This is a genomic window from Streptomyces gobitricini (assembly GCF_039532985.1).
Lineage (GTDB): Bacteria > Actinomycetota > Actinomycetes > Streptomycetales > Streptomycetaceae > Streptomyces > Streptomyces gobitricini.
The window spans coordinates 1-15,682 of sequence record NZ_BAAASR010000026.1 but is presented as its reverse complement, the minus strand read 5'-3'; the positions used below and the strand labels follow the sequence as shown (position 1 = coordinate 15,682).

Below are 15,682 nucleotides of genomic sequence, written 5' to 3'. Positions count from 1 at the left end.
CGCCCCGGGCAACACCGCAGGCAGCGGCTCGGCCATCACGGGAAATACACAGAAACGCCGCAAATCAAAGACCCGTTTCAGCCTTGACGGTAATATCGCCGACGGCTAGCGGAAACATTGTGTGAACACGTGTCGTATAAACTCCGGACGAGGCAGAGAGTCGAGCCCGGCCACGGCCCAACGGTCCCTCCGGCACCCTCTGACCCCGAAGCTGACACCGCCGTCCGCACCTCCCCCGCATCACCCTGTCTCTTGACTGAGAGGCGACCCACCATGCCGCTGCACGTCTCCCCTGCCCCCGCGCCTGCCCTGCGCAGTGTCCTCGCGGCACTCGGCTCCCCCGCCGTCCGCGAGGCCCACACCCCCGCTCTCCGGTCCGTCCAGGGACCATTGAGCCCGGAACTCCCGCTGCCCCTGCACGTCCTGGACGTCCGTGACCCGATCGCTCCGCCCGCCGGCTCACCGCGGACCCGGCTGGCCGGCTGGCGGTTCCTGATCCGCGGCGGCGACCGCCCGGTGGCCGCCGCGGACACCGTCCTCACCCCGGGCGGCTGGTCCTTCTCCCACTTCTTCGAAGGGCCGTACCTCGCTTCGACGGAGCGGGCCGTGCGCCAGGCGGAGTCCATGGCGACCCGCCACCAGCCGCGCCTGCTGTCCGTACCCGACCTGTACATGCTGACGCTCTGGCTGCACGGGGACACGGAGGCCGATCCGGCCACCGGCGCGCCGGCCCCGGCGGATCTCCTGATCCCGCTGGCTCCCGCACCCCCCGGGATCGCCTCGCACCTGCCGTACCGGGTCGCCGACCTCCTGCCGGTCCTGACACTGCGGCTGATCCCTCCGCCGCTGCTGGAGTCAACCGCGTGACGCCCGCCGGTCCGTTCGGACTAGCCCGGTAAGGCCATCCCGAACCACCCGAAGGGACAGTGCGGTTGAGCTGAACCATCCGCGCGGGTGACACGTCATTAAGCAGTAGGAAGCGCTGCCGCGAAATCCCTGCGGATTGACGCCGGTGGGGCAACACTGGGAACGGACCGACCGACAAACGGGGGGGCGGCGATGAACACCGCATCGAGCCGCAGGACACACACCACACCGCAGCGAAAGAACCAACCCATGTGCCAGCACCAGCCAGCCTGTCCGTCCGCCGACTCCGCCGACAGGGAGGCGGCCCGCTTGGTGGCTCACCACCCGGAACAGGGCTGGAGCCTGCTGTGCAACGGCGTCCTGCTCTTCGAGGACACCGGTGAACTGCTGCCGGACGGCCAGATCATCGCGCCGCACCGACCGCTGAGCGCCTCCAAGGTCGTGACGGCCGCCTGAGGCACCGCACAGCACCACCGGCACCGCGAGAACACCACCCGCACCGCACAGAACCACCCACCGCACGGCGAAGGGCCGGTACGGAGTCCATCACCTCCGCACCGGCCCTTCGCCGTCGCCGTCAGTTGTCGTACTCGTCCAGCGGCGGGCAGGAGCAGACCAGGTTGCGGTCGCCGAACGCTCCGTCGATGCGGCGCACCGGCGGCCAGTACTTGTCCGCCGCCGAGACACCGGCCGGGAAGACCGCCTCCTCACGGCTGTACGCGTGCGACCACTCGCCGCCCAGCGCGGCCGCCGTGTGGGGGGCGTTGCGCAGCGGGTTGTCGTCCGCGGGCCACTCGCCCGACGCGACCTTCTCGATCTCCGCGCGGATGGCGATCATCGTGTCGCAGAACCGGTCCAGCTCGGCCAGGTCCTCGCTCTCGGTCGGCTCGATCATCAGCGTGCCGGCCACCGGGAACGACATGGTCGGGGCATGGAAGCCGTAGTCGATCAGCCGCTTGGCGATGTCGTCGACGCTGACGCCGGTCGTCTTGGAGATGGGCCGCAGGTCCACGATGCACTCGTGGGCGACGAGCCCGGCCGGGCCGGTGTAGAGCACGGGGTAGTGCGGCTCCAGGCGCTTGGCGATGTAGTTGGCCGCGAGGACGGCGACCTGCGTCGCCCGCTTGAGGCCCTCGCCACCCATCAGCCGTACGTACGCCCAGGAGATCGGCAGGATGCCCGCCGAGCCCCACGGGGCGGCCGAGATCGGGCCGACGCCCGTGTCCGGTCCCGCGCTGGGCTGGAGCGGGTGGTTGGGCAGGTACGGGGCGAGGTGCTCCCGGACGCCGACCGGGCCGACACCGGGGCCGCCGCCGCCGTGCGGGATGCAGAACGTCTTGTGCAGGTTCAGGTGCGAGACGTCGCCACCGAACTGGCCGGGCTTCGCCAGCCCCACCAGGGCGTTGAGGTTGGCACCGTCCACGTACACCTGACCGCCGGCCTCGTGGACCTGGGCGCAGATGTCCGCGACGTGCTCCTCGAACACGCCGTGCGTGGACGGGTAGGTGATCATCAGCACGGACAGTTCGTCGCGGTACTGCTCGATCTTGGCGCGCAGGTCCTCGACGTCGATCTCACCGTCGTCGGCGGTCTTGACGACCACGACCTTCATCCCGGCCATGACGGCGCTGGCCGCGTTGGTGCCGTGCGCGGAGGAGGGGATCAGGCAGACCGTGCGCTGCGAGTCGCCGTTGGCACGGTGGTACGCGCGGACGGCGAGCAGACCGGCCAGCTCGCCCTGCGAACCGGCGTTCGGCTGGATGGAGACCTTGTCGTAGCCGGTCACCTCGGCGAGGCGCTCCTCCAGCTCACGGATGAGGGTCAGGTAGCCCTGCGCCTGGTCGACCGGCGCGAAGGGGTGCATGTGGCCGAACTCCGGCCAGGTCACCGGCTCCATCTCGGTGGTCGCGTTCAGCTTCATGGTGCAGGAGCCGAGCGGGATCATCCCGCGGTCCAGCGCGTAGTCACGGTCGGCCAGCCTGCGCAGGTAGCGCAGCATCGCCGTCTCGGAGCGGTGCGCGTGGAAGACGGGGTGCGTGAGGTACTCGTCGGAGCGCAGGCACGCCTCGGGCAGGACGTCGGCGGTGGCGGCGTCCAGCGCCTCGATGTCACCGCGCGCGCCGAAGGCGTCCCACACGGCGGCGATCTGGGCGCGGCCGGTCGTCTCGTCGCAGGCCACGGAGACGTGGTCGGCGTCGACGAGGCGCACGTTCACCCCGTTCTCGCGGGCGGCGGCGACGGCCTGGGCCGCCTTGCCGGGCACGCGTACGGTCACGGTGTCGAAGAACGTGCCGTGCACGACCTCCACGCCCCCGGCTCGCAGGCCCTCGGCGAGGACGACCGCGTAGCGGTGGACACGCCGGGCGATCTGCCGCAGTCCCTCGGGACCGTGGTAGACGGCGTACATGCCGGCCATGACGGCGAGCAGCACCTGTGCGGTGCAGATGTTGCTGGTGGCCTTCTCGCGGCGGATGTGCTGCTCACGGGTCTGCAGCGCCAGGCGGTACGCCTTGTTGCCGTCGGCGTCGACGGAGACGCCGACGAGCCGGCCCGGCAGGCTGCGGGCGAACGTGTCGCGCACGGCCATGTAACCGGCGTGCGGACCGCCGAAGCCCATCGGCACGCCGAAACGCTGGGTGGTGCCCACCGCGATGTCGGCACCCAGTTCGCCGGGCGACGTGAGCAGGGTCAGCGCCAGCAGGTCGGCGGCGACGGTGACGACCGCGCCGAGCTCGTGCGCCTGGTCGATGACGGCCTTGATGTCCCGCACGGCACCGGAGGCACCGGGGTACTGCAACAGCACGCCGAAGACACCGCGCTCGGCGACCTCCGCCGGGATGCCCTCGCTCAGGTCGGCGACGACGACCTCGACACCGGTCGGCTCCGCGCGGGTCTCGATGACGGCGATGGTCTGCGGCAGGGCGTCGGCGTCGACCAGGAAGACACCGTTCTTGACCTTGCCGACGCGACGGGCCAGCGACATCGCCTCGGCCGCGGCGGTGCCCTCGTCGAGCAGCGAGGCGCCGGACGTGGGCAGACCGGTCAGGTCGGCGACCATCGTCTGGAAGTTGAGCAGCGCCTCCAGGCGGCCCTGCGAGATCTCCGGCTGGTACGGCGTGTACGCGGTGTACCAGGCGGGGTTCTCCATGACGTTGCGCAGGACGACCGGCGGCGTGAAGGTGCCGTAGTAGCCGAGGCCGATCATGGGGGCGAGCACCTGGTTGCGGTCGGCGAGCGAGCGGAGCTCGGCCAGGACCTCGGCCTCGGTACGCGCGTCGGGCAGACCGAGGGCCTCGGCGCTCTTGATCACGTCCGGCACCGCGGCGGCCGTGAGCTCGTCGAGCGAACCGTAGCCGACCTGCGCCAGCATCTTGGCGCGGGCCTCCTCGTCGGGCCCGATGTGCCGCTGCTCGAACGGGATGCCCTGTTCGAGTACGGAGAGCGGAATGCGGTTGGCGGTCATTGCGGAGGCCTCCTGGTCGATACGACCTGCGAGGGGCACCACGGCGCGGGTGCCCGGACGGCCTCCCCCTCTGTCATCTCGACCTGAGAGCTTCACCGGCACCTCCCGGGAACGGGACGGACCGGCTTTCACCGTCGGTGAGAGCGGATGCCGTCCGACGCCCGCCCTGCTTTCCAGAGTGACCTCGTCCGTGCGGTACCGGGTGCCTGAGAGATTCCGGGGAGGATTTGCTCCTTCGGCGCCTCCGAAAGGATTCTCCGGAGGACTCTCCCGCACGGGGTCAGCGGCCGTCTGCCAGCCTACCAGCGCGGTCCGCGCCCGATCCCTCGAGTGGCCGACGTCACCGATGTGCACTTTGGTAGTACGTGAGGAGCGGTTGCGACCATCTGGAGGAACCGTGCAGACCGACATCGATCCGCGCAGCCTGATCGGCCGCAAGGCCTTCGACCGCGACGGCCACAAGATCGGAACAATCGACGAGGTCTACCTGGACGACGCGACGGGCGTGCCCGAGTGGGCGGCCGTACGGACGGGCCTGTTCAGCCGCGACGCCTTCGTCCCCCTCGAACCCAGCGACGTGGCCGAGGACGGCCTGCACGTCCCCTTCGAGCGCGCCCTGATCAAGGACGCGCCGGACTTCGGCGTCGGCCGTCACCTCTCGCCCGAGCAGGAGCTCCAGCTCTACCACCACTACGGCCTGGCGATTCCGCCGCCCCCGTCCACCGACCGGGACTTCGGCAGGCTCGCCGGCCAGGAGGACTGATCCGGCACCAGAGGCAGCGGATCGGACGGCTCCAGGTCCGGGTCGTCGGACCGGAACGTCCGCACCCTCCCGGGCTCCGACCAGGGCTCCTCGAAGCGCACGGTCACTCTCCCGAGCCCGCTGCCCTGGACCCACCCGGCCCCGTAGCCGGCATGCCGCACGTCCTGCCCGGCGACCCACCGCCGCTCCTCCCTGCCCGCCTCCGCCGCACCCGCCACCCCTCGGGCAGGGCCCGCCGCCCCCTCCGCGCCACCCGCCCAGAGCCGGCCGCCCTCGCGGTCACCGGGCGCGGCCGGCGCGACCACCTCCGCCGCCGGCACACCCGGCCCGCCGGCCCCCGAGCCGCCCTCCCCGCCCCGCCCCGCCGACACCGCGCCCCCGGCGACCCCGGCCGGCCGCTCCACCTCCGCCCCGTCCGCCCGCGCATCCGCACGCTCCGCCGCGGCCTGGGCGAACAGGTCCTCCTGCGTGTAGTCCGCGAGACCCGTGACACCGACGCCCAGCAACCGCACGCCACCGGTCGTGTCCACCCCCTCCAGCAGCCGCGCCGCCGCCTCCCGCACCACCACGGGGTCGTCGGTCGGTCCCCGCAGCGTCTCCGACCGGGTCAGCGTCGAGAAGTCGTACCTCCGCACCTTCAGCACCACCGTGCGCCCCGACCGCCCCGCGCCCCGCAACCGCTGCACGCACCGCTCGGCCAGCCCCTCCACCTCCATCCGCACCCGCACCCGGTCGTGCAGGTCCACGTCGAAGGTGTCCTCCACCGACACGGACTTGGCGTCCCGCTCCGCCACCACCGGCCGGTCGTCGTACCCCATCGCCATCCGGTACAGCGACTCCCCGTGCGCCTTTCCCAGCAGCCGTACGAGCTCGTCCTCACCCGCCCCGGCCAGGTCCGCCACCGTCGTCATCCCGGCCCGTCTCAGGTGCTCACCCGTGGCGGGCCCCACCCCCGGCAGGATCCGTACCGACTTGGGGCCCAGCAGCTCCCGCTCCGTCCCCGGCTCGATCAGCACCAGCCCGTCCGGCTTGGCCTCCTCGGACGCGATCTTCGCGATCATCTTGGAGCCGGCCAGTCCCACCGACCCGGTGAGCCCCGTGACCGCCCTGATGTCCCCGCGCAGCCGCTCGCCGGCCGCGCGCGCGGTGACCGCGTCCGTTGCCGAGCCCCCGGCCTCCAGATCCACGAAGGCCTCGTCGAGGCTGAGCGGCTCCACGAGGGGCGACAGCCGCCGCAACAGCTCCATGACCTGTTCGCTCACCGCCCGGTACAGCGAGAAGCGCGGCACCAGGTACGCGGCGTTCGGCGCCAGCCGCCGCGCCTGCGCCATCGGCATCGCCGAGTGCACCCCGAAACGCCTCGCCTCGTACGACGCGGTGGCGACGACCCCGCGCGGCCCCAGCCCTCCGACGACCACCGGCTTCCCGCGCAGACTGGGCTTCGCCGCCTGCTCGGCGGCCGCGTAGAAGGCATCCATGTCCAGATGCAGGATCGTCGGCGCGGCTCTCACACCATCGATGCTGCCCTACGCCACTGACAATCGCCCCGCACGCGGGGGCGGGGCCATCAGACGGCCCTGTCACGCCTCCGGCGCGCCAGCTCGTCCGACGGGTTCTGCCCCACGAGCGTCTCTCCGGTGTCGACACGTTCCCCGTGCAGCTGCGAGAGCGCCGCTTCGACATCCCGCCACACCACGCCCACGGCGATCCCGAAGACCCCCTGGCCGCCCTGGAGCAGATCGACGACCTCAGCGGGCGACGAGCACTCGTAGACCGTCGCGCCGTCGCTCATCAGCGTCATCCGCTCCAGGTCGCGAAAGCCCCGCGCCCGCAGGTGCTGGACGGCCGTGCGAATGTTCTGCAACGCGACACCCGTGTCCAGGAAGCGCTTGACGATCTTCAGGACGACCACGTCGCGAAAGCTGTAGAGCCGCTGCGTCCCGGATCCGTACGCGGGCCGCACACTCGGCTCGACCAGCCCGGTCCGCGCCCAGTAGTCCAGCTGCCGGTACGTGATACCCGCGGCCGCGCAGGCGGTGGGCCCCCGGTATCCGATCGTGTCGGTCTCCGGATCGTCCTCGTGCCCCTGCCCCGCGCCGGCACCCACACCGGCCACGCCCGCGTGGAGCGGGTCGGCCGCACCCCCGTGAAGCGGATACGGCCCGCTCTGCCCCAGACTTCGTCCGGGGAGGCCCCCAGTCGCACCGTCGCCGCTGCTCATCACGCCGACCCTCCGTCCTTGACCTGCCATCTCGACGGTAGGCAGTCACCAGGGGTGCGTCAACGATCGCCACACTCGGCACGCCGAGTGATAATCACCCTGAGAGTGGTTTCCCGTATCCCAAAACCGGGAAAGGCTACTCGAATGGGCTGAAACACCCCTTCTATGACGGTCTTCCACGACGGCCGACCCCGGTGCCGCACGGAGACAGTGGCGGAGAAGCGGAGTCAGTGCCGCGGAGGCGGACAGCGCGGCACCGGTCCCTCCTCGCCGGACGACCGTGGTGCGCGGACCTCACCGACAGCACGGTGCCCGCCTGCGGCTCCACCGCAGACGGGCCCATCGGTCTCACTGACTGCTGGAACCGAAGTCCTCGGGCGAGATCTGGTCGAGGAACTCGCGGAACTTCTCCACTTCGTCCTCCTGCTCGTCCGGGATGGCGATTCCGGCGTCGTCGAGCACGCCGTCGCTCCCGTAGATCGGGGTCCCGGTGCGCAGGGCCAGCGCTATGGCGTCGGAGGGCCTGGCGCTCACCTCCACACCGCTGGCGAAGACCAGCTCCGCGTAGAAGACCCCTTCCCGCAGGTCCGTGATGCGGACCTCGGTCAGCTCCTGGCCGACGGCCTCGAGCACATCCTTGAAAAGGTCATGAGTGAGCGGCCGGGCGGGAGCCATGCCCTGCTGGGCGAAGGCGATCGCCGTCGCCTCACCCGGACCGATCCAGATCGGGAGGTACCGGTCGCCTCCCACTTCACGCAGGAGCACGATCGGCTGGTTGGACGGCATTTCCACCCGGACACCGACAACATCGAGCTCGTTCACATTGCAACCCTAGGACGTGCCGGACCGGTTTGGATAGTCGGGCCCTGTCAAGATCAGGGCAAGCGGACGCCGAGAGCCGTCTGGACCAGCGCCGCGTGCAGTCGCACGGACAGTGCCGCCAGCTCCTTCGCGGTCGCCTCGGCATGGGCCCTGGTCTGCGGATTACGGTGCCTGCGCAAGGGAGCGACGACCTGCTCGACCAGTCCCGCCTCACGCTCGGCGGCGGCCTTCACCGCCCGCAGATGGCGCGGTTCCAGACCGAATCTTCCCAGATCCGCGACGAGTTTCGCCACGGTCACCGCCTCGGCGTCGTACCCGCCGTCGACACCCTGCACCACAAGGCCGTACGCCTCCCACTCGGCGAGCTCCTCCTCACCGGCGCCCGCGGCGGCCAGGAGCTCCGCCCGGCCGACCCTGGCAGCGGTCGGACGGTCCTGCGCCGCGTCCCACGGATCACCGTCCAGCGAGTCGCGCTGGGGCCCAGGAGGGGTCGGCAGCTCCACCTGCTCGCCCCGCTCGACCGCGTCCAGATGCTCCCGGATCACCTTCAGCGGCAGGTAGTGGTCCCTCTGCATCCGCAGAATGCGCGCCAGCCGCTCCACATCGCGCGTGCTGAACTTCCGGTATCCGGAAGCCGTCCTCTGCGGCTCGACGAGCCCCTCCGCCTCCAGAAACCTGATCTTGGAGATCGTAACTTCGGGAAACTCCTCGCGCAGCTGGTTGAGCACCGTCCCGATGCTCACCAGCTGCTCGGCGGCGCCGTTGCCGGCGCCGCCCGTCGTGGTTCGCAGCATGGGCCTCCCCTGCCGGGTCACACGCCCCGCTGGCTCGCGTAGAAGACCAGCCGGTACTTGCCGATCTGCACCTCGTCACCGTTCGACAGCGGAACCGAGTCGATCCGCTCACGGTTGACGTAGGTGCCGTTGAGACTGCCGACGTCCGACACGGTGAAACTGCCGTCGGGCGCCCTGCGGAACTCCACGTGGCGACGCGACACGGTCACGTCGTCAAGGAAGATGTCGCTCTGCGGGTGCCGCCCGGCCGTGGTGAGATCGCTGTCCAGCAGGAAACGGCTGCCCGAGTTCGGACCGCGCCGAACCACCAGGAGCGCCGAACCCAGCGGCAGCGCCTCGACCGCCGCCTGCGCCTCCGGGGACAGCGACGGCAGCTGCGTCTGGCCGGTGACCTCGGAGTCGTACGCCTCCAGGCCGGAGATCGAGATCGTCGACGTCGTCTCCGACGCGCGCTCCGCCGGAGCACCTCCGCGCAGCGGCGCACCGCAGTTGGAGCAGAACCGGCTCGCCTCGGCGTTGCGGTGTCCGCACCTCGTACACACCGGCATGGACGAATCCTCCTGCCGCGGCTGGCCCGCGTGGGCACTCGTCGCGTACGGGTCGGGCGTAAACCCTCCACCCGTACTCGAGGTTGATGGGTCCCCGAAACCTATGCGGCCGGAACCGGCAGGGTCAACAGACGCGCCCTGGCCCCCCGGAATGTCACCACCCGGACGCGCAACCTCGTCACGGAAGAGCGGGCGCTCGCCACCCTGCTCCTCGCTCTGGTCATGGCGCGGCGCGCGATGCTTGGCGGCGTTGCCGCCGTCCTCGCGTGCGCTCTTGCCGAACAACTTCGCAAACAACTTCACGGGCGATTCCCCTTGAACGAAACAGACCCGCCCGTGGGGCAGGACGAACCCTGAATGAACACACCTGCCGACCCGGACATCATCACAACGTCCGTAACCTCCGGACAGTTTCCATCACGCACCACGTATGTGATGCGCCGACCCCCCGCAACCCCGCGACCCGGCGCCCCTCTTCCGGTTCCCGTCACGCGTGCGCACACACCGGACCCCGTTCCCGCGCTCCGTTCCGGCCGCCCACCGACGACAGGCTCCTGCCGCGTGACCCCCATGCACCCCCGCCTCACTGCGATGACGACCGAGCGTAGTCAGGCCGCTCCGCCGGTCGCAAGGCGTCCACGACGATCTTCTTCGACCGGGTGACCGTGGCGGTGGCCTGTTCCTTCTCCAGCGTCTGTACGACGCCTCCCGGGATGTTCAGCGCCGGTTCGAGGTCCTGCGGTTTGCCGATCACCTTGAAGCGGTACGGCGCCTTGATCTTCCGGCCGTCCACCTCTATGTCCCCGGCGTCGCCGGAGAAGTACGAGTCGGCGACGACCCTGACGCCATTGACCTGGATCGCCTCGGCCCCGGCCGCCCGCAGCTCCTGGATCGCGTCGAGGAGCATGTCCGACTCGACCGCTCCGGCGCCGTCGTCGATGGTGAGCGTGATGCCGGGTCCCTGGGCCGCCACGGTACCGGCCAGGATCCCCAGCTGCCGCTCCTTCTCCAGCGTCTGCCTGCGGGCCTCCTCCGCCTGGTCGGAGCTGTTCTCCAGCTCCGTGCGCTGGGCCTCCAGGCGCGCCTTCTCGTCCTCCAGGCGCTGGGTACGGTCGTCGAGCTCGTCGAGGATGCGCACCAGGTCCTCCTGGCGCGCCCCGCGCAGCGCACCGGTGTCGCTGGTCGAACGGACCTGGATGGCCAGGCCCAGCCCCAGGCCGAACAGCAGGACGGCCACGATGAGTTGCGCCCGGGTGACGCGCGGCGGCCACAGCCCCGCCAGCAGCCGCTGCCGGCCGGTCGGCGCGGACGCCTGCGGCTCCGCTCCCGGCGTCGGTTCCGGCTGCGGGCCCGGGGCCGGCTTCGCGGCGGAATCCCGGTGCGGGGACTGTGCGGGAGTCGGCTCGGGTGTCTCTTCGTTGCTCATCGGCCTCACGCCCGGAACACGTGCCGCCGGATGGCGGCGGCGTTGGAGAAGATCCGGATGCCGAGCACGACGACCACACCGGTGGACAGCTGAGCGCCGACGCCCAGCTTGTCACCGAGGAAGACGATGAGCGCGGCCACGACGACGTTCGACAGGAAGGAGACGACGAAGACCTTGTCGACGAAGATCCCGTCGAGCATGGCCCGCAAGCCCCCGAAAACGGCGTCCAGAGCGGCCACCACGGCGATCGGGAGATAGGGCTCGACCACCGCGGGCACCTCGGGCCGGATGAACAGTCCGACCACGACTCCCACGACGAGGCCCAGTACGGCGATCAAGATGTGCCCTTCCCTGTTTCGGCCGTGCCCCGCCCGTCACCCGTCCCGGCTCCGGCCTCGCTCGGCTGTGCTGTACGTACGATCAGGCTCGGCGCGGCCGGCAGACGCACCTCACCCTGGGCCGAAATGCTGGTGCGGATACCGAAGTTCTCCCGCAGCACGTCCAGGTACTGCCCATCGGCGCTGTCCCGGAACGTGGCGCTCAGCTTTTTTCCGTCCCCTACCGCCAGCACCGTGTACGGCGGCACCAGCGGCTTGTTGTCGACCAGTATGGCGTCGCCCGCCGCCCGGATCGCCGACAGGGCGGTCAGGCGCTGCCCGTTGATCGCGACGGCTTCCGCGCCGGCCTGCCAGAGCCCGTTGACGACCCGCTGCATGTCACGGTCCCGGACCCGGCCCGTGTCGGCGAAACCGCTGCTTTCCCGCGGTCCCCCGCCGCCCCCGCCGGTGTCCTTGGCGTCGTCGATGACGAGCTTGACGCCCGGCCCGTGGACCGGCGTCGCCCCCGAGAGGAGCGCGACGAGCTGCCCCTGGTCCCCGCCGTGCTGCTCCAGCGCCTTGCGCTGCCGCTCCCCCACCTCGGCGCGCAGGGACTCGATCCGCTTCTCGAGACCGTCCGCCGCGGAGGTCTCCGACTCGATGCGGTCGATGAGCTCCTCGCGCTCCTTGGCCACCACCGGTGCCGATATCTGCGCCTGCGCGGCTCCCAGCGTGACCACGAGCGCGGCCAGTACGAGCCCGGCCGCCAGTCCCAGCTTGGCGCGGAGCGTACGGGGCAGGCCGCCGCCCTCGGAGGCCCTGCGGGCCGAGGCCTCCGCGTAGCCGTCATCGAGCGCGTGGTCCATCACATTGGTCAGCAGCGACATGGACGCATCGGGACGCGGAGGCGGGGAGCCGGTGCTCCGAACGGGGGGCTGCTGCGACATGCCGCACATCGTCGCACGTCGGAGCGGCTACCGCCGAATGGCCCCACCAGTGAGCCGGGAGGCGCCCAAGGACGCCTCCCGGCTCAGCTCTCCACGCGCGGTGTCAGCGGCCCGCGCTGTCCACCACGGCGGCCCACTCGTCCAGCAGGGCCTGCGCCGACGCGTCGTCCGGGCCTTCCGCCCAGAGGTGGGTGACGGCCTCGGCGGGGTCGGGCAGCACCATCACCCACCGGCCGTCGGCCTCCACCACGCGCACGCCGTCCGTGGTGTCCACGTGCCGGTCACCGGCCGCCTCCACGACCCTGCGCATCACCAGGCCCTTGACGGCCCACGGCGTCGCCAGGTCCCGCTTGAGCACGTGCGCCCGCGGAATGCGCGCGTCGATCTGGCTCAGGGTGAGCTGCGTACGCGCCACCAGGCCGATCAGCCGCACGAACGCCGCCGTGCCGTCGAAGACGCTGCTGAACTCCGGCACGATGAAGCCACCACGACCGTCACCGCCGAAGATCGTCGACTCCTCGCGGCCGACCCTCGTCAGGTCGTCCGGAGAGGTCGTCGTCCAGTCCACCTGCGTTCCGTGGTACGCCGCGACCTGCTCGGCGATCCGCGTGGTCGTCACGGGCAGTGCCACGCGCCCACTGCGCCGCTCGGCGGCCACCAGGTCCAGCATCACGAGGAGCGCCCGGTCGTCCTCGATGATCCGGCCGCGCTCGTCGACAAGCGACAGCCGCTCGCCGACGGTGTCGAATCGCACGCCGAACGCCGCGCGCGCCGACGCCACTATCTCGCCGAGGCGTACGAGCCCCGCACGGCGGGACTCCGCCGACTCGGTGGGCCGCGACTCGTCCAGGCCGGGGTTGATCGTCAGCGAGTCCACTCCGAGCCGTCCCAACAGGCTGGGCAGGACGAGACCGGCGCTGCCGTTCGACGCGTCGACGACGACCTTGAGGCCGGCGTCGGCGATGCCCGTCGTATCGACGTTCCGCAGCAGTGAACCGGTGTACGAGTCGAAGACGCTCGACGGGAAGCTCAGGTCACCGATCTCGCCCGGGAACGCCCGCCGGTACTCCTGGCGCGCGAAGACCCGGTCGAGCTTCCGCTGCCCCGCCTGGGACAGGTCGGCGCCCCGCTCGTCGAAGAACATGATGTCGACGGAGTCCGGCACGCCCGGCGTCGTACGGATCATGATGCCGCCGGCGCTGCCCCGGGCAGTCTGCTGCCGCGCGACGGGCAGCGGTACGTTCTCCAGGTCGCGGACATCGATGGCGCTGGCCTGGAGCGCCGAGATCACCGCTCGCTTGAGCGCTCGCGCGCCTCGGGAGTGGTCACGTGCCGTAGTGACCGTGGCACCCTTCTTCAGCGTCGTCGCGTACGCCCCGGCCAGCCGTACGGCCAGCTCGGGCGTGATCTCCACGTTCAGGATGCCCGAGACGCCACGCGCGCCGAACAGGTGTGCCTGTCCGCGCGACTCCCAGATCACCGAGGTGTTGACGAAGGCGCCGGCCTCGATGGTCTTGAACGGATACACCCGGACATTGCCCTGGACGATCGATTCTTCACCGACGAGGCACTCGTCACCGATGACAGCCCCGTCCTCGATCCGAGCGGCCCGCATGATGTCGGTGTTCTTGCCGATCACACAGCCGCGGAGATTGCTGTGCGGTCCGATGTAGACATTGTCGTGGACGACCGCCTTGTGCAGGAACGCGCCGCTCTTCACGACCACGTTGGAACCGACGACAGTGTGTTCGCGGATCTCCACACCGGCCTCGACCTTGGCGTAGTCCCCGATGTAGAGGGGCCCGCGAAGCACCGCGTCGGGGTGCACCTCCGCGCCCTCCGCCACCCAGACGCCGGGCGAGATCTCGAAACCGTCGAGTTCGACGTCGACCTTGCCCTCGAGCACGTCGGCCTGGGCCTTCACGTAGCTCTCATGGGTGCCGACGTCCTCCCAGTAGCCCTCGGCGACATAGCCGTAGATCGGCTTGCCCTCCTTCATGAGCTGCGGGAAGACGTCCCCGGACCAGTCGACCGGAACGTCCGCTTCGACATAGTCGAAGACCTCGGGCTCCATGACGTAGATGCCGGTGTTGACCGTGTCCGAGAAGACCTGTCCCCAGGTGGGCTTCTCCAGGAAGCGCTCCACCTTTCCTTCCTCGTCCACGATGGTGATACCGAACTCCAGAGGGTTCGGTACACGGGTCAGGCACACCGTGACCATCGCGCCCTTTTCCTTGTGGAACGCGATGAGGTCGGTCAGGTCGAAATCAGTGAGCGCGTCACCGGAAATGACGACGAAGGCGTCGTCCTTGAGTGCCTCCTCGGCATTCTTGACGCTTCCCGCGGTACCGAGTGGCTTCTCCTCATTGGCATAGGTGAGTTCCATGCCGAGCTCTTCGCCGTCACCGAAGTAGTTCTTTACGAGCGAGGCGAGGAACTGCACGGTCACCACGGTCTCATTGAGCCCGTGCCGCTTGAGCAGCCGCAGCACATGCTCCATGATCGGCCGGTTGGCCACCGGCAGGAGCGGCTTGGGCATGCTCGAGGTCATTGGGCGAAGGCGGGTTCCCTCGCCACCGGCCATTACGACGGCCTTCATGTCGGAAGCGTCCTCCTTGCAGCGATAAGGGTCAAGCCGACTTCACCCGTCCGTGCGTGACAACGGTGCTCCGGTACGAACACGGACACTGTCTCTCGCCACATGGCACCGGACAGACGGGCTCAATCGGCCGCGGTATCCGCCTTGACAAGTCGGCGGACCTGGACCACATAGAGGATCCCTGCCCACCAATACAGAGTTGTACCCCATCCGGCGAACGCCCACCCGAAAACTTCAGCGAGTGACGAAAGCCAACCGCTACCGTCACTGAGCAGGAGGAGCGGGAAGGCGTACATCAAGTTGAACGTCGCGGCCTTCCCCAGGAAGTTGACCTGTGGCGGGGGATACCCGTGCCGACGGAGGATTCCCACCATCACCAGCAGCATCAGCTCACGGGCCAAAAGGGCTGCGGTGACCCAGAGCGGCAGGATCTCACGCCATGTCAGACCGAGAAGGGTGGAAAGGATGTACAGCCGGTCGGCCGCCGGGTCGAGGAGCCGCCCCAGGCTGCTGATCTGGTTCCAGCGCCGGGCGAGCTTGCCGTCGAGGTAGTCGCTGACACCGCTGAGCATGAGGACGAGCAACGCCCAGCCGTCGCTCTTGGGCCCACCGAACTCGGGGCGCAGAATCAGCCACAGGAACAGTGGCACGCCGGCAAGGCGAGCCATGCTCAGGATGTTGGGGATGGTGAGGACCCGGTCCGTCTGAACACGAGTCTCCTGAACCTCCACCCGGGTGCCTCCTGTGGAAACGTGCCAACGATGCCCCCTGACTTTACCGTCAGCGCGGACCGGCCGAGGCACAGGGGTGCCGGCTGCTCCGGGAACGCAGAAAAGCCCCGCACCAGAAGGTGCGGGGCTTTCCCAAAACTTGTTCGGCGGTGTCCTACTCTCCCACAGGGTCCCCCCTGCAGTA

General features: G+C 70.0%; 14 protein-coding genes and 1 riboswitch. Of the genes, 3 read left to right on the top strand and 11 right to left on the bottom strand.

Annotation, left to right across the window (positions count from 1 at the left end; all coding sequences use genetic code 11):
- Positions 1 to 273: 273 nt before the first annotated feature.
- Both ABD347_RS22695 and ABD347_RS22690 read left to right on the top strand, forming a co-directional pair.
- On the top strand, positions 274 to 867 hold the full coding sequence (locus tag ABD347_RS22695) for a hypothetical protein (protein ID WP_344364510.1): 594 nt from the start codon (positions 274 to 276) through the stop codon (positions 865 to 867).
- A gap of 249 nt (positions 868 to 1,116) precedes the next feature.
- Complete coding sequence (locus ABD347_RS22690; protein ID WP_344364304.1) at positions 1,117 to 1,323, top strand: DUF5999 family protein; 207 nt, start codon at positions 1,117 to 1,119, stop codon at positions 1,321 to 1,323.
- Between the two features lie 121 nt (positions 1,324 to 1,444).
- On the opposite strand, the gene gcvP is transcribed toward ABD347_RS22690, so the two are convergent.
- Positions 1,445 to 4,330, bottom strand: coding sequence for an aminomethyl-transferring glycine dehydrogenase (gene gcvP / locus ABD347_RS22685; RefSeq protein ID WP_344364301.1), 2,886 nt, complete (start codon positions 4,328 to 4,330; stop codon positions 1,445 to 1,447).
- 183 nt (positions 4,331 to 4,513) lie between these two features.
- A riboswitch (glycine riboswitch) is annotated at positions 4,514 to 4,613 on the bottom strand.
- A gap of 114 nt (positions 4,614 to 4,727) precedes the next feature.
- Between gcvP and ABD347_RS22680 the strand changes: the two genes are divergently transcribed.
- Positions 4,728 to 5,093 carry a PRC-barrel domain-containing protein gene (locus ABD347_RS22680; protein WP_344364299.1) on the top strand — a complete coding sequence of 122 codons (366 nt, stop codon included), beginning with the start codon at positions 4,728 to 4,730 and terminating at the stop codon, positions 5,091 to 5,093.
- Here the strand turns inward: ABD347_RS22680 and ABD347_RS22675 are convergent.
- From ABD347_RS22675 to clsA, 10 genes are all read right to left on the bottom strand, one after another.
- The gene (locus ABD347_RS22675) at positions 5,021 to 6,604 is read right to left on the bottom strand and encodes a DNA polymerase IV (RefSeq protein ID WP_344364298.1); all 1,584 of its coding nucleotides are present in this window, start codon (positions 6,602 to 6,604) and stop codon (positions 5,021 to 5,023) included. The two genes, ABD347_RS22680 and ABD347_RS22675, sit on opposite strands and share 73 nt — an antisense overlap.
- A gap of 56 nt (positions 6,605 to 6,660) precedes the next feature.
- On the bottom strand, positions 6,661 to 7,314 hold the full coding sequence (locus ABD347_RS22670; protein WP_344364295.1) for a MerR family transcriptional regulator: 654 nt from the start codon (positions 7,312 to 7,314) through the stop codon (positions 6,661 to 6,663).
- A gap of 348 nt (positions 7,315 to 7,662) precedes the next feature.
- Complete coding sequence (locus ABD347_RS22665; RefSeq protein WP_026281837.1) at positions 7,663 to 8,136, bottom strand: bifunctional nuclease family protein; 474 nt, start codon at positions 8,134 to 8,136, stop codon at positions 7,663 to 7,665.
- 53 nt (positions 8,137 to 8,189) lie between these two features.
- Positions 8,190 to 8,930 (bottom strand): transcriptional regulator FtsR, encoded by a 741-nt coding sequence (gene ftsR, locus ABD347_RS22660; protein WP_344364285.1) that lies wholly within the window; start codon positions 8,928 to 8,930, stop codon positions 8,190 to 8,192.
- A 17-nt stretch (positions 8,931 to 8,947) separates the two neighbouring features.
- Positions 8,948 to 9,889, bottom strand: a complete 942-nt coding sequence (locus tag ABD347_RS22655; RefSeq protein ID WP_425575745.1) for a double zinc ribbon and FHA domain-containing protein — start codon at positions 9,887 to 9,889, stop codon at positions 8,948 to 8,950.
- A gap of 172 nt (positions 9,890 to 10,061) precedes the next feature.
- Positions 10,062 to 10,904, bottom strand: a complete 843-nt coding sequence (locus tag ABD347_RS22650; RefSeq protein ID WP_344364283.1) for a DUF881 domain-containing protein — start codon at positions 10,902 to 10,904, stop codon at positions 10,062 to 10,064.
- A 5-nt stretch (positions 10,905 to 10,909) separates the two neighbouring features.
- A complete protein-coding gene (locus ABD347_RS22645) occupies positions 10,910 to 11,242 on the bottom strand; it encodes a small basic family protein (RefSeq protein WP_064068997.1) in 333 nt (110 codons plus the stop codon).
- Positions 11,239 to 12,168: a DUF881 domain-containing protein gene (locus ABD347_RS22640; RefSeq protein WP_344364280.1), complete on the bottom strand. Its 930-nt coding sequence runs from the start codon at positions 12,166 to 12,168 to the stop codon at positions 11,239 to 11,241. Before ABD347_RS22640 ends, ABD347_RS22645 begins: the two co-directional genes overlap by 4 nt.
- A gap of 103 nt (positions 12,169 to 12,271) precedes the next feature.
- Positions 12,272 to 14,767 (bottom strand): sugar phosphate nucleotidyltransferase, encoded by a 2,496-nt coding sequence (locus ABD347_RS22635; protein WP_344364277.1) that lies wholly within the window; start codon positions 14,765 to 14,767, stop codon positions 12,272 to 12,274.
- A 122-nt stretch (positions 14,768 to 14,889) separates the two neighbouring features.
- Positions 14,890 to 15,498 (bottom strand): cardiolipin synthase ClsA, encoded by a 609-nt coding sequence (clsA, locus tag ABD347_RS22630; RefSeq protein ID WP_344364275.1) that lies wholly within the window; start codon positions 15,496 to 15,498, stop codon positions 14,890 to 14,892.
- Positions 15,499 to 15,682 lie beyond the last annotated feature (184 nt).

Coding starts and splice junctions, on each gene's coding strand:
- ABD347_RS22695 (WP_344364510.1), top strand. CDS start 274: ATGCCGCTGCACGTCTCCCCTGCCCCCGCGCCTGCCCTGCGCAGTGTC.
- ABD347_RS22690 (WP_344364304.1), top strand. CDS start 1,117: ATGTGCCAGCACCAGCCAGCCTGTCCGTCCGCCGACTCCGCCGACAGG.
- gcvP (WP_344364301.1), bottom strand. CDS start 4,330: ATGACCGCCAACCGCATTCCGCTCTCCGTACTCGAACAGGGCATCCCG.
- ABD347_RS22670 (WP_344364295.1), bottom strand. CDS start 7,314: ATGAGCAGCGGCGACGGTGCGACTGGGGGCCTCCCCGGACGAAGTCTG.
- ftsR (WP_344364285.1), bottom strand. CDS start 8,930: ATGCTGCGAACCACGACGGGCGGCGCCGGCAACGGCGCCGCCGAGCAG.
- ABD347_RS22650 (WP_344364283.1), bottom strand. CDS start 10,904: ATGAGCAACGAAGAGACACCCGAGCCGACTCCCGCACAGTCCCCGCAC.
- ABD347_RS22640 (WP_344364280.1), bottom strand. CDS start 12,168: ATGTCGCAGCAGCCCCCCGTTCGGAGCACCGGCTCCCCGCCTCCGCGT.
- ABD347_RS22635 (WP_344364277.1), bottom strand. CDS start 14,767: ATGAAGGCCGTCGTAATGGCCGGTGGCGAGGGAACCCGCCTTCGCCCA.